The organism is Nocardia sp. JMUB6875 (assembly GCF_041154655.1).
In the GTDB taxonomy this organism is placed as follows: domain Bacteria; phylum Actinomycetota; class Actinomycetes; order Mycobacteriales; family Mycobacteriaceae; genus Nocardia.
In genome coordinates this window covers 1-13180 of sequence record NZ_BAAFGR010000189.1, presented here as the reverse complement: position 1 = coordinate 13180, position 13180 = coordinate 1, and the positions used below count along the sequence as shown (strand labels likewise).

General features: G+C 69.6%; 13 protein-coding genes. 9 read left to right on the top strand and 4 right to left on the bottom strand.

The features are described from left to right. Positions 1-92: 92 nt before the first annotated feature. Complete coding sequence (locus ACAM49_RS33575; RefSeq protein WP_369639567.1) at positions 93-1298, top strand: GNAT family N-acetyltransferase; 1206 nt, start codon at positions 93-95, stop codon at positions 1296-1298. A 75-nt stretch (positions 1299-1373) separates the two neighbouring features. Continuing rightward, entirely contained in the window at positions 1374-1784 is a 411-nt protein-coding gene (locus ACAM49_RS33570; protein WP_369639566.1) for a YccF domain-containing protein, read from the top strand. Between the two features lie 3 nt (positions 1785-1787). On the opposite strand, the gene ACAM49_RS33565 is transcribed toward ACAM49_RS33570, so the two are convergent. Continuing rightward, positions 1788-2225, bottom strand: a complete 438-nt coding sequence (locus ACAM49_RS33565) for a MarR family winged helix-turn-helix transcriptional regulator (protein WP_369639565.1) — start codon at positions 2223-2225, stop codon at positions 1788-1790. Between the two features lie 61 nt (positions 2226-2286). Here ACAM49_RS33565 and ACAM49_RS33560 point away from each other — a divergent pair, with 61 nt between their 5' ends. Both ACAM49_RS33560 and ACAM49_RS33555 read left to right on the top strand, forming a co-directional pair. Then, a complete protein-coding gene (locus ACAM49_RS33560; RefSeq protein ID WP_369639569.1) occupies positions 2287-2538 on the top strand; it encodes a DUF2530 domain-containing protein in 252 nt (83 codons plus the stop codon). A gap of 168 nt (positions 2539-2706) precedes the next feature. Next, the gene (locus ACAM49_RS33555) at positions 2707-3321 is read left to right on the top strand and encodes a TetR/AcrR family transcriptional regulator (RefSeq protein WP_245568456.1); all 615 of its coding nucleotides are present in this window, start codon (positions 2707-2709) and stop codon (positions 3319-3321) included. Between the two features lie 101 nt (positions 3322-3422). Here the strand turns inward: ACAM49_RS33555 and ACAM49_RS33550 are convergent, their stop codons facing one another. Continuing rightward, positions 3423-6587: a sacsin N-terminal ATP-binding-like domain-containing protein gene (locus ACAM49_RS33550; protein WP_369639564.1), complete on the bottom strand. Its 3165-nt coding sequence runs from the start codon at positions 6585-6587 to the stop codon at positions 3423-3425. Between the two features lie 110 nt (positions 6588-6697). Beyond that, positions 6698-7756 (bottom strand): DUF3027 domain-containing protein, encoded by a 1059-nt coding sequence (locus ACAM49_RS33545; RefSeq protein ID WP_369639563.1) that lies wholly within the window; start codon positions 7754-7756, stop codon positions 6698-6700. 17 nt (positions 7757-7773) lie between these two features. Here ACAM49_RS33545 and ACAM49_RS33540 point away from each other — a divergent pair, with 17 nt between their 5' ends. From ACAM49_RS33540 to ACAM49_RS33530, 3 genes are all read left to right on the top strand, one after another. Then, positions 7774-8568: a glutaminyl-peptide cyclotransferase gene (locus ACAM49_RS33540; protein ID WP_369639562.1), complete on the top strand. Its 795-nt coding sequence runs from the start codon at positions 7774-7776 to the stop codon at positions 8566-8568. Positions 8569-8721: 153 nt separating this feature from the next. Then, positions 8722-10839 carry an MFS transporter gene (locus ACAM49_RS33535; protein WP_369639561.1) on the top strand — a complete coding sequence of 706 codons (2118 nt, stop codon included), beginning with the start codon at positions 8722-8724 and terminating at the stop codon, positions 10837-10839. Between the two features lie 16 nt (positions 10840-10855). Further along, complete coding sequence (locus ACAM49_RS33530) at positions 10856-11419, top strand: DUF2771 family protein (protein WP_369639560.1); 564 nt, start codon at positions 10856-10858, stop codon at positions 11417-11419. A gap of 95 nt (positions 11420-11514) precedes the next feature. On the opposite strand, the gene ACAM49_RS33525 is transcribed toward ACAM49_RS33530, so the two are convergent. Then, on the bottom strand, positions 11515-11958 hold the full coding sequence (locus ACAM49_RS33525; protein ID WP_369639568.1) for a cold-shock protein: 444 nt from the start codon (positions 11956-11958) through the stop codon (positions 11515-11517). A 184-nt stretch (positions 11959-12142) separates the two neighbouring features. On the opposite strand from ACAM49_RS33525, the gene ACAM49_RS33520 reads away from it, so the two are divergent. Further along, positions 12143-12373, top strand: coding sequence for a hypothetical protein (locus ACAM49_RS33520; protein WP_369639570.1), 231 nt, complete (start codon positions 12143-12145; stop codon positions 12371-12373). Between the two features lie 407 nt (positions 12374-12780). Next, positions 12781-13180 (top strand): transglycosylase family protein (locus ACAM49_RS33515; RefSeq protein ID WP_369639559.1); only part of this gene is annotated, 400 nt, incomplete at its 3' end.

Below are 13180 nucleotides of genomic sequence, written 5' to 3'. Positions count from 1 at the left end.
ATCTCCGGGTGTCACCTGCCGCGGCGGGGGCGGCAGGTGACACCCGGAGAAAACCGGATGCAACGGACCGGAATTCGTGGGATGTTCGATTCATGGCATCGACGAATGGCATTGTCGTACGTTCGGCGCGAACCGAGGAGCGGGATCAGATCCTGCGGCTGTCGGAGATCTGCTTCGGAATGCGGGTCGGCCCGGCCGATATCGAATACGGGCCGCGGGTCTTCCCGACCGAGCGGGCCCTGGTCGCCGTGGACGGCGACCGCATTGTCGGGCACACCAACGACCACACCATGACCGTGACCGTCCCGGGCGGCGGCACCGTGCGGGCCTGCGGCGTCACCAGTGTCGTGGTCGCGCCCACCCATCGGCGGCGCGGCATCCTGCGCGCGCTCTACACCGAGCAGCATCGGCGCACCGAGGCCGAGGGCGTGCCGCTCACCATCTTCACCGCCAGCGAGGGCACCATCTACGGCCGCTTCGGCTACGGCCCGACCGTGGTCGAGGTCGACTTCACCGTGCGCGGCCGTGCCGCCGAATTCCGGCCCAGCACACCGGATCCCGGCGGTGTTCAGGTCGTGTCGCTGGACGAGGCCAAGACCGTGCTGCCCGAGATCTACGACCGCTGGCGGCGACTCGTCCCCGGTGCGCAGGTCCGCCCCGAAGCCCGCTGGCAGCAGCGGGTTTTCGCCGATTCGATACAGACCGAGGACGGCGCGCCGCAGTTCTTCCTGACCCATCCCGACGGCTACGCCATCCTGCGCCGCGCCTGGAGCGACGAGGGGAACACCGCCACCGTCCGCGAACTGCGCGCCGTCACCCCGGAGGCCCACATCGCGCTGTGGCGCGTCCTGCTCAACCTGGATCTGGTGAAGAAGGTGGTGGCCAGCACCAGCGACAACGATCCGCTCCCCCACCTGGTGACCGATCCGCGGCTGGTCCACGTCACCGCCCGCCACGACGCCCTGTGGGCCCGGATCATGGACGTCCCCGCCGCGCTCACCGCCCGCACCTACCAGCGCGACCTGGATCTCGTACTGGCCGTCGACGATCCCTTCCGCGACGCGGGCGGCAACTTCGCCCTGCGCATTCGCGACGGCCTCGCCGAATGCGAGCCCACCGACCGCAGCCCCGACCTGGAACTCGGCATCGACGTCCTCTCCAGCCTCTACTTCGGCGCCTACCGAGCCCGGACCTTCGCCGCCGCCAATCGAATTCAAGCCAAGGACACAGCAGAACTCCGCGCCTTCGACGAGGCCTTCACCTCGGATCGGGACGCCGAGCTCGGCTGGTTCTTCTGAAGATCGATCGGTGCCCCTGACGGCCGACCACGAAATCAGGGTTTTCCCTGGTGGTCGGCGGTCCAGGAGACTGGCATGCTGGTTGACGTGAAACCCATCCAGTTGATACTCAACGTCCTGTGGCTCGTGCTGGTCGGATTCTGGATGGCCATCGGGTACGTCATCGCCGGACTGATCTGCTGCATCCTGATCGTCACGATTCCGTGGGGCATCGCGTCCTTCCGGATCGCGAACTTCGTGCTGTGGCCGTTCGGGCGCGAGGCCGTCGAGAAGCCGAGCGCGGGTGTCGGGTCGATGCTGGGCAACATCATCTGGATCATCGTCGCCGGGTGGTGGCTGGCCCTGGGTCACCTGATGACGAGCATCGCGCTCGCGATCACCATCATCGGAATCCCGTTCGCCTGGGCCAATCTCAAGCTGATCCCGGTGTCCCTGTTCCCGCTGGGGCGCGAGATCGTCAGCAGTGACCGACGTTTCGGATACTGAGGACTATTCGGACTCGTCCACGATCTGCTTCATGATGGTGACGGCCTCGGCGAGGACCTTCACCTGTTCCGGCGTCAGGCCCGCGAGCTGATCGGTCATCCAGGCCTCGCGGGCCTGGTTCTCGTCGAGGATGAGCGCCCGCCCGGCATCGGACAGCGACACGATGATCTGCCGCCCGTCGGTCGGGTGCGGATTGCGTTCCACCAGATCCAATTCCGACAGCGAGGCGATGACCCGCGTCATGGACGGCGGCTGCACCCGCTCCTTGGCGGCCAGCGCGCCCGGGGTCATGGCGCCTTCCCGATTCAGCGTCGCGAGCGCGGACAGCTGGGTCAGCGAAATCTGGGCATCGGCCCGCCGGCCTCGCAGATGCCGAGTCAAGCGCACCACGGCCAGCGAGAGGTCACCGGCGAGCGCTCGAATGTCGGAAGGCGTTGTCACAGAGGCAAACGATACGGGACCGTCCGCGCGCGAGTCGGCTGTTCGCGTGCGGCCCACTAGTCTGGTTGACGTGACGACACCGCCGGTACCGGAGATTCCCCCGCGCTTCACCGATCCGCGGCCCGTACTGGCCGTGGGCACCCTCGGTTTCCTGATCGCGACCGTCGCGGTCTGGGCCAATGACGCCTGGGCGACCGCGCGCCCGGTATGTCTGATGGGCCTCGCGGTCGGGCTGCTCGGCTACACCATCTTCGCGATTCAGCGCCGGGGCGCGCGCCGCGGAGACAAAGGCGCGCAGCTCGGTCTGGACTGAGAGAACTCGGCTTGGACAGAAAGCTTTACAAACTCGGCCTCGACGTAACGAATGTCTGGAATGCCCCACAGACCGTTGGTCCAGACCACGGTTGAAAAACGAACTTGTGGAGCGTGCGAATTGACTGCGCGCGTCGCGGACGCTTAACTCCCTGGAGTGTCCTCCCGATTGAGCGTCGAAGAACGACGGGCCCACCTTATCGAGGCAGCCATCGGCCTTGCCGAAAAAAAGGGCGTGGCAGGAGTTACCACGCGCGATGTTGCCCAGGCAGCCGGTGTTTCCCTCGGTGTGGTGCATTACTGTTTCGAAAACAAAGATCAGCTCATGACCGAGCTGGTCAAGGCGCTCTCGATGGAATTGCGTGATTCCGTCGACGCCAACGAAACCGTATGGCAGGACGTCGGAACCGGAAAAGCAGCGCTTCAACAATTGGTGCGCGCGGGTCTGGAACTCATGTGGCTCAACATCGAAGCCACTCCGGAACGCCAGCTGCTCACCTACGAAACGACCACCTACGCACTACGCGAAGGTGAATCGACCCCGGCCAAACTCGCCATCGCGCGCGAGCAGTACACCTTCAACGACTCCACCGTCGCCGATGTCTGCGAGCACGCGCGCGAGGCCACCGGCACGCAGTGGACCGTTCCCGTCGGCACCCTGTCGAGGTTCATCCTCAACACCATCGACGGCATCGTGCTGCGCTGGCTGGTCGACAACGACAGTGCCGCCGTCCGTGAGCAATTGGACATCCTCGCCACCACCGTGGCAGCCCACTCGGCCTGACCCGGGCCCCCAACCGCATCCGGCGCGGACACCTCGGGTGTCCGCGCCGGACCTGATTTCGGGCCCGGCCGGAACCTTTTCGGCTCCGGCCGGGCCGATTCTCAACGGCGTGAGAAGTTCTGGGGCTGCGCCTGCACGTGGGTCACGCCCTCCTCGTGCCACCAGGCGACCGCCACGGTGGCCTCGTACGCGCCCGAGAGGCGCACCCGCAGTTCGTCGTGGACCACGAGTTCGCCCGGGGGCGTGGCGAAATCGAACTGCATGCGCAGCAGCACGCCGAGCGGTTCCGCCGCCCAGGAGGTTTCCCGGCCGGTGCTCACCACCTCGGCGGTGACGGCCTCCGAGGCCAGTGGCAGATCCAGCAGGGTGGCAAGGGATTTCGCGGTGGCCATGTCGCCGACCACCAGGCGATCCACCGGCAGCGCCGGGCCGAACCAGGAGCGGTCCAGCACCAGGGCGTCGGCGGCGTCGATCACCTCGCCCGAGAGGGCCCGCACCTGCCCCGGGAGCACCAGCTCCTCGGTGTCCAGGCGGCCGGATTCCAGCCCTTCGGCCAGCAGCTGATAGGTCTGCGAAATCGACTCGGGGCCGGGCCTTCTGGCCGGATCGGCGAGGGCGTCGAGCAGTTCCTCGGCCAGGGCCGTGGTCAGCACCTCGGGATCGGCGAGCACGCCGCGCAGCACGCGGAGATCGTCGGCATCGAAGCCGGGCAGCTGCGGCAGCAGCCCGGCGAACAGGGTGTCGTCGGGGTGGCGCATGACGCCCAGCGCGATACCGTCGATGTGGGCGTGGTGGCGCAGCCACCAGGCGGTGTAGCCGTCACGGTCGGCGAGCAGGGGGCGGGTGGCGGGGTCGGACAGCAACAGCCGCAGTGCTTCCGGCCATTCGGCGTCGTCCACCAGATCCAGGTCGCGCACCGCGATCAGCTCGGCCGGATCGTCGGCGAGGCCCTCCCACCAGGTTTCCTCATCGTCGAGGTGATGGTCCGGGCCGGTCGGATCCGACTCGGCCACCAGCGTGAAGCCCCAGCCGACACCGATGGCGCGCAACGCTTCCGGGCCGTGGCGATCCAGGACATCCGCGGCGACCGTCGTAAAGGGCGAATCCTCCACCAGCACCCGGCTCAGCGGGGCGTCGGGCAGCAGCAGCTCGTCGGCCGGTGTGGATTCACCCTCGACATCGGGCAATTCGAGCAGACCCAGCCAGGACGGCAGCGTGCCGGGCGCGGCGAGCGAGTGCGCCGCGAGACTCAGCACCGCGTCCACGGTGTCCGGATCGCTGGGATCGTCCTCCAGAATCGCCTGCAGGCCCGGATCGTTCAGCAGATCCTCCGGCGTGGCGGGCCGCGCGCCCAGTCGGCCCAGCAGCTCGTGCGCCGCCTCCGGATGCACCAGCCGCGCCCAGTGCACCGGGATCGCCGACTCCAGCCGGTCGTCCAGCACCACCGTGCGCGGGCCGGTCACCAGCCGGCCGTCGGTCAGCGGGACCGCCAGCGCGCCCAGCTCCTCCACGGAAAGGGGATCCACCGCGAAGGAATCCAGTGCGTCGTAGAGCGAATACCACCACTGCGGTTCACGTTCCAGCCCGCCCGACAGTTCCGCGATCCGCGCCAGGCCGATCCGGTGCACGTCCAGCGCCGCCAGCGCGTCGGCGTACATCCGTTGCGACAGTTCCGGAATCACCAGCGGCCCAGCCATATCCGCGAGCAGACCGGCCAATTCGGCCGTCGCGCCGGTGAATACGCTCGCTCGCCGCGGCGCCGCGACCGGGCCACGCGGATCCGTTTGCGCCGCAACGCCCTCGCGTGATTCATCCACATCCATCCCCAGCTCGGCTGTGGATGATTCACCGACACCGTCGATCTCGGCACCGTCGAAGGTCGCGACCACATCGTGCGGGCCGATGGCGTCGTGGGGTTCGACCACGTCGAAAGGCAATTCGTCCTCGACCGGCAACTCCCACAGCGGCAGCGTCTCCGGCTCGGCCGGTCGCGTGGTGCGCGCCTTGGGGGTCGCGCTTCGCGCAGGCGCGGGCGGCGTCGCCGGATCCGGCACGCTCGGCTCGGCGGCGGCCGCCTCGCCGGAGTCCGGGATCACGACACCGAATTCGGCGTCGAAATCCACCGGGGCGGGCGCGGATTCGAGCACGACGTCCGGGTTCGGCTCGAGCACCGGGAGCCATTCGTGCTCGCGGAGCTCGGCGATCAGCGCCTCGCGGAGCAGACCGTCGACCTCGCTGCGGGCGAAACCGGGGGTCGGCACCACGACCAGGCGGTCGCGGGGCGGCAGGGCGCGCGCGAAATCGGCGTAGCCGCGGGCCAGCTCGGTGAGGTGCGCGCCGGGCAGCAGGCGGCGGCGGTCCGGCTGCATCGGGATGTCGGCGATGAGCAGCGCCGGAATCGACAGCTCCTCATCGGAGCGGGTGGGCGCGCGCAGCACGTCCGGGTGGGCGGCGACCGGGCGGCCGTCGCGCACCGGCAGCAGCCAGCGCGCGGGCCCGGTGCGGTACTGCCACCACACCCGCTCCTCGGAATTCGGGCCCGTGATACGCAGTTCGGTCAGGCCGTAGTCGAGTTCGCGCTCGGCGCTGACGATCTCGTCGCCGCCGATCCGAATGCTGCGCAGCGCGGGCAGTTCCAGCAGCAGATCGACCGCCTCGGCCCGCATCTCCGCGAGCAGGGCGACGGTGTCCACGTCCTCGCGCAGCCGCAGCACGATCTCGCTGTCGAAGCCGCTCGCGGGCCGCTCCTCGGTGGACCAGGCCAGGCGCAGCGCGGGCGGCACGAAACCGCCCGGCGTCTCCGGGATCTCGATGCCCTGCGCACCCAGCAGCGCCCAGGTCTCGGCGCGCGAGAACCGCACCGACCCGCTGGTCGAGCGCAGCTCCACCTCGTCCGACACCGTCAGCACGGCGGTGAAACCCACGCCGAACTTGCCGACGGCCGCGCCCTCGGTCTTACCGGAGGCCCGCAGCGCGGTCAGCGCGTGCACGCCCGAAACATCCAGTGCCGCGCCGCTATTGGCCACGTGCAGGGTGCGGCCGTCCAGCCACACCGCGACCCGGCCCGGCACGCCCGCCTTCACGGCCGCGTCCGCCGCGTTCTGCGCCAGTTCGGTCAGCAGCCGATCCCGGTATCCGGACCGCACCAGGTCCGCCTCGGTGGCGGCGTCCTCGCGCAGGCGGGTGGGCGATCCGCGCCACGCGGCCACCACACCGGCCCGCAGCTGCTCGGTCCCGAACGGATCCCCCAAATCGGTAGCGATCACGCCCACATACCCCTTCCCGCACAACGGTTTCATGGCACGCCGAACTCTGCCGGGAAACAGGTCTGCCACACCACCCGAACCGGCGTGGCGGAATTATTCGCCGCGGCTGATCAGCGCGACTCCGCGGCCCCCGAATCGGGCTCCACGCGAACGGCATCGGATTCCACCCGAACGGCGCTGACCGCCCAGGCGTCGTCGTACACCGCATCCGGATCGGGCACCTCGAACAGCGCGGCCGTGCCCTCCTCCGCGACGGGCTCGGGCGCGGCCGCCGGGGCCGTCTCCTCGGACTCGGCCGGCGCCTCGGCCGATTCGACAGGCGCCTCGCCCGACTCGGCCGTCTCCTCGACGGGCTCCTCGACAGGCGCTTCCGCCTCGACCACCGGCGATTCCGGCTCGGCGGCAACCGCTTCCGGCCGCAGCTCGGCGACCGGGATCAATTCCACGGCGGCATCGTCGTAAGCCTCGTAGAGCGGCGACCCATTGCCGGAGGGCAGCACCACATCCGAATGCGCGCCACAGCCGTAGGCCACGTGCACGACATGCCCGTCCGCGCCCATCGCATTGGCGCAGACGCCGAAGGCGGACCGCAGCGCACCCGCGAGCGGAACGTAGAAGCCGCACAGCCCGCAGGTCGACGGTGCCGCGCGGGCCATATCCGTGTCCGGACCGTATTCGGTGAACCAGCGATCGGCCGCGTCCTCGCGACCCTCGCGCGAAAGCACCTGGGTGCGGCCGAGACCGATCTCCAGGGCGACCTCGTCGACCGCCGGATCGCCGGAGGCGACATACCCGGGCACCAGCCGCGTGTCGCCGACCGGCGGGGCCAGCAGATCGCCGGGGGCGAGATCGCCCGGGCGAATGCGCTGATCCCACGGAATGAAGTCGGGCGCAACCAGCGCGTCCGGACCGGGCAGCAGTGCCGACTCGCTCACCGTGGCCACCGTGGCCTCCGGCGGGGCCGCCACCACGACCGCCCACTGCCAGCCGCCGTAGCCGGGCAGGGTCGCCTCGAAGTGATGGGTGGCCGAGGATTCGTCCTCGCCGGTCACGCCCAGATGCGCGCCCACCCCGACCGGCTCGAGATCCAAGAGCGCACGGCGGGCCAGCTCCACCGCCTCCGCCAGGATCGGCCGCACACCGGACTCCGAAACTCCAACCGCGCTCACGCCCTACATTTTGCCGTATGGAGCGCAAACGCCGTGCACCGGTAGCGGCCGCCACGATCATGCTGTCCACGGCCCTGGCCCTTTCCGTGACCGCGACCGCCTGCACCAGCGGCGACAACACGCCGAAGCTGCGCGTGGAAGTCGTGGCGACACGGCCGCACGACCCGGGCGCGTTCACCGAGGGCCTGGAGGCGGACGGGTCCGTTCTCTACGAGGGCACCGGATTGTCCGGACACTCCTATGTAAAGGCCACCGACCTCACCACCGGAGCCGAACTGGCCCGCGCCGACCTGCCCGAGCCATTGTTCGGCGAGGGCATCACGCGCGCGGGCGAGCTGCTCTGGCAGCTGACCTACAAGGACGGCATCGCCATCGCCCGGGACCCTGCCACCCTCGCCGAGATCCGGCGGGCCCACTACGACGGCGAGGGCTGGGGCCTGTGCACCCGCGACAATCGCGTGGTCATGAGCAATGGGAGCTCGACCCTCACCTTCCGGGATCCGCAGACCTTCGCGATCACCGGCACCGTCGCGCTCACCAGTAAGAAGGACACGAAACTCAACGAACTCGACTGCGCCCCGGACGGATCCGTCTACGCCAACGCCTGGCCCACCGACACCATCCTGCGCATCAACCCCGACACCGGCGAGGTGCTGGCCCGCATCGACGCCTCTGGCCTGCTGCCCCGCGGTGCCCGCACCCCCGATACCGATGTCCTCAACGGCATCGCGAACCTCCCCGGCACCGACCATTTCCTGCTGACCGGAAAAAAGTGGCCGACGTCCTACGAGGTTCGCTTCCGGCCCGCGTGAGCACCGCCCTCGGCGGGTCCGCGCCCGAAGTTGTGGCGGCCCACACCGGCCGTAGTGCAGCCGCCGATCCCCGGCACTGCAAGAATTGGGTGCGTGACTCCTCCCCGTGACCCCGGTGCCGATCCAGGTCGCTGGGGCGACGAGGACTCACCCATGATCGAAAGGCATCCGGGGTACGACCGCTATCCGCCCGCCAACCGCGCGGGCCGCCGACCCGTCCCCCCACGCGACGAGCCCGAACTGCCCGAATTCCTCACCCGTCGCACGCCCGCGCAACCCGCCGACAACGGACCGGGAGCGCGCCGCGAACCCCCGCGCGGCGCCGGCGGTGAACCCCGGGGCGGCTCCGGCGGTGAGCCTCCGCACGAACCCGAGGCCCGCACCTCACGCTGGGCGCGCCGCCGCCACAAGGCCGACACGCCCGACACGGCCAAGGACAATCCGCCGACGCGGCCCTACGAGACCGGGCCGCCCGAGCGCACCGCGCGGGAGACCTGGGAGCCGCACGACTTCGGCACCGCGCGACCGGTGCGCTTCGACCCGGAGGCCGGTCACACCGCGAGCGCGAAGCACCCGCACCGCCACGAGCCCCGCGGCCGGGACACGGAGCGGACCCGGCCCTACGAATCGGGCTCGTATGAACCGGGATCGGGCCGCCCGCACGACCCGAAGGCCGATCGCTCGCATCGGCACGGCACCGAATCCGGGCCGCCCGCACGCCGGGACGAGGGGTACGCGACCCGGCCGGACAGCGCGCGGCATCCCCACGAGCCGACGCGCCCCGAGCCGACGGTGCCGCAACCCGCTGCGCAGCAGCCGGATTCACACGACAGCGGCGGCGTGCACAAGCCGCCGCGCAAGCTGACCGTCACCCGGGTCGCGGCGCGCCGCAGCATCGAACTGACGCAGAGCGGATTCGCGACCTTCCAGCGCGCGGCCAAGGCCGACGGCGCGGAGGAGTCGGGTCTCACCGCGCTCATCTACGCCACCATGGCCAACTTCGCCACCGACGCGGCGATCGCGGTGGCCCTGGCCAACACCCTGTTCTTCGCCAGCGCGACCGCGGAATCCAAAACCAAAGTGGCGCTGTACCTCTTGATCACCATCGCGCCCTTCGCGGTGATCGCCCCGGTCATCGGCCCCATGCTGGACCGACTACAACGCGGCCGGCGAGTGGCCCTGGCGGGCTCGTTCGCGCTGCGCGTGTTCATCGCCATGCTGCTCATCTTCAATATCGACAACTGGGCGCTGTATCCCCTGGCGCTGTGCATGCTGATCCTCAGCAAGTCGTTCTCGGTATTGAAATCGGCGGTCACCCCGCGCGTGCTGCCACCGGGAATCGACCTGGTGCGCACCAACTCCCGGCTCACCGTGTTCGGCCTGGTCGGCGGCACGCTGGGCGCGGGCGGCGTGGCCGCGCTGATCGCCAAGCTCAGCGGCTCCACCGGCGCGCTGCTGTTCGCGGCGGCGCTGGCGGCCGCGGGCGCGTTCCTGAGCCTGCGCATCCCGTCCTGGGTGGAGGTCACCGAGGGCGAGGTCCCGGCCACCCTCGGCTATCACGGCGACGACTCCCGCACCGAGGTGCTGGATCCGAGCCAGGCCGACGAGGTGCAGCCGAGCAAACGCCGTCAGCCCCTGGGCCGTTCGGTGGTGACCGGGTTGTGGGGCAACAGCACGGTGCGCCTGCTCACCGGCTTCCTGTTCTTCTATCCCGCCTTCGTCGCCAAGGCCACCGAGCATCGGCCGGTGCAGCAGCTGGCCATGCTGGGCGTGGTCGGCGCGGCCGCGGCCATCGGCAATTTCGCGGGCAACGCCTCGGGCGCGCGCATGAAACTCGGCCGCCCGCAATTGATCGTGCTGAGTTGCGCCATCGCGTGTGTGGCCGTCGCGGCGGTGGCGGCGGTCATGGGCAATCTGCTGGGCGCGGCGGTCGCGACGCTGATCGCCGCCGGCGCGAGCGCCCTGGCCAAGGTCTCCCTCGATGCCTCCATCCAGGACGACCTGCCCATCGAGTCCATCGCCTCCGGTTTCGGCCGCTCCGAGACCGTGCTGCAGCTGGCGTGGGTGTTCGGCGGCGCGCTGGGCGTGCTGCTGCCGACCGAGTGGTGGATCGGCTTTACCGTGATCGCCTCGGTGATGGCGCTGGGCTTGATCCAAACCGTGGTCAGCTACCGTGGACACTCGCTACTGCCCGGTTTGGGCGGTAACCGACCTCAGCACGCCAAGCAGGAAGTCCCCGGTGCGCACGGCGCGGGGGAACCCACCTCATGACGGACAGGACATCCCGGTGAGCCAACCCAAGACCCGCACGATCCTCGCCCTGGTAGGCGCGGCACTGCTGGTTTTCGTCGCGGCGGTGGCCGCCGTGGTCACGATCGCCGTACGGAACGCCGACAAGCCGGATCCCGAGATCACCGCGTACGCGCACGGGAAGTCGGTGTCGGTGAACCCCTTCCTGTACTGCGACCTGAAGGTGTCGAAAGAACAGCTGGCCGTCGGCACGTGCGATGCCAGCAAGTCGGTGTCGGAGCTGGACGTGCCGCCGGGCTCGCCGCTGCAGCTGTCGCTGCCCAAGGAGATCGCCGACGCGCCGTGGGAGATCCTGGTCGGCTACCGCGTCTCCGGCCCGCACGGCGATCAGGCCCAGCCGGTGCTGCTGACCTCGCGCGACTACCCCGACAAGCCGCTGGCCATCACCATCAAGACCCCGGCCAGCGATCGGGTCCACCTGGCGATCATGGAACTGCACCTGCCGATTCCGGCCCGCGACGAGGCCGGCAACGAGGGCATCGTCTCCCGCGGCATCTGGTCGATCCAGACCCCGGCGTTCGATCCCGCGCTCTTCAGCTGAGCTCGCCTCCGAAGCCGAAAACGCGGCCCCGGTGACCATGTCACCGGGGCCGCGTTGTTCGTGTCCGTAAGGCCCTGCGGCCCAGCCGCTTCGACCTAGTGGTCCAGCTCGCGGGCGACGCCGCGCACCACTTCGGCGATGCGCTGGGAGGTCTTGCGGTCCGGGTACTTGCCGCGGCGCAGATCCGGCTGAACCTTGGTCTCCAGCAACGTGATCATGTCCTCGATGAGGCCGTGCAGCTCGTCGGGAGTCTTGCGGGTGATGGGTCCGTCATTGCGGCCGCCGCGGCGGTCCCCGCGCTCGCCCCGGCCGCCGCGCTCCTCGCGCAGCGAGGGCGGGGTCTCCAGCAGCTTCAGCGAAAGCGCCTGCGGCCCACGGCGACCCGCGGCCATCCCGAATTCGACACGCTGGCCGGGCTTGAGCGCCTCGACTCCATCGGGCAGCGCCGACGATCGAACGTAGACGTCCTCACCCTCATCCTGGGAAAGGAAGCCGAAGCCCTTTTCGACGTCGTACCACTTCACCTTGCCGGTCGGCACTGCGCTCACCCGTTCGTCATTCGAGCCCGGGCCAGCGCCGGGCACATTCGTGGCCGCGGGCGCACGCACCCCCGACCTTTCCGTTTGCGAAAAGAACGCGCCCCACACAGCTATGCAGGACGCGATTGACACAGAGTCTACCCCGGTGTGAATAGCGCGAGCACATCAGTTTTACGGTCTGGAGGTGTCCGACACCTCTTCCAAGCAGGCGCCTCGCGGTTCGTCGAGCCCGCTGCTGCTGATCGCCATGGGCCTGTTCGCGATTGGATTGCTGGCCGTTTTCGCAATCTTCGGCATCGGCCTGCTGTCCGACTCGAAGCCGGGACTGTGGCTCTACCTACTGGCCATGTGCGCGCCGCTGGGCTTCCTGCTCGCGCTCGTCTACGCGCTGTGGTCGGGTCGCCGCAAGCGCTGACGGCGCGACACGAGGATTGCCCACTTCGTTACCCGAGCATGCCTGTGATCTTCGTCACATAACAAGAAGGTCACGGAGCGGTGACAGACCCCTATCGACGGGGACTCGCCGTGACCACCTGCGCAGAAGCCAAGCGGAACCCTTTGCGCCGGTTAGTGACCCGGACAGACACGGCGGTTACCAAAAGGAGACTTTTGGCGGCGGTCGTCGTAATGTTCTCCACCAGCCGGGTCAGCCCGGCGCCACCGGCCCGCCGCACCGAACTTCGCCCCGCGGGTACGGACCCCCAACTGGAATCAGGGGCGAAGACGAGGAACAGCGCACGATATGTGCGCCGGGCCGGACGACCTCTCAGTTCGACCCCGGTAGTCGGCCTCGCAGGCGCGTACGAGAGGAAAGACCCGAAAATGAGTGGACGCCATCGCAAGCCGACCAACACCGGCCGCACCGTCGCCAAGGTTGCCCTGACCGGCATCGCCCTCGGCGGCGCGGGAGTGGCCATGGCAGGTAACGCCAGCGCGGCACCCGACTCCGACTGGGATCGCCTCGCGCAGTGCGAAGCCGGCGGCAACTGGGCCATCAACACCGGCAACGGTTTCCAGGGCGGACTGCAGTTCTCCCCCTCCACCTGGACCGCCCACGGCGGCGGCGAATACGCCCCCACCGCCAACCAGGCCACCCGCGAGCAGCAGATCGCGGTCGCCGAGAAGGTGCTCGCCACCCAGGGCTGGGGCGCCTGGCCCTCCTGCTCCTCGAGCCTCGGCCTGAGCAGCGGCGCCACCCCGCGCACCGCACCCGCCCCCGCGC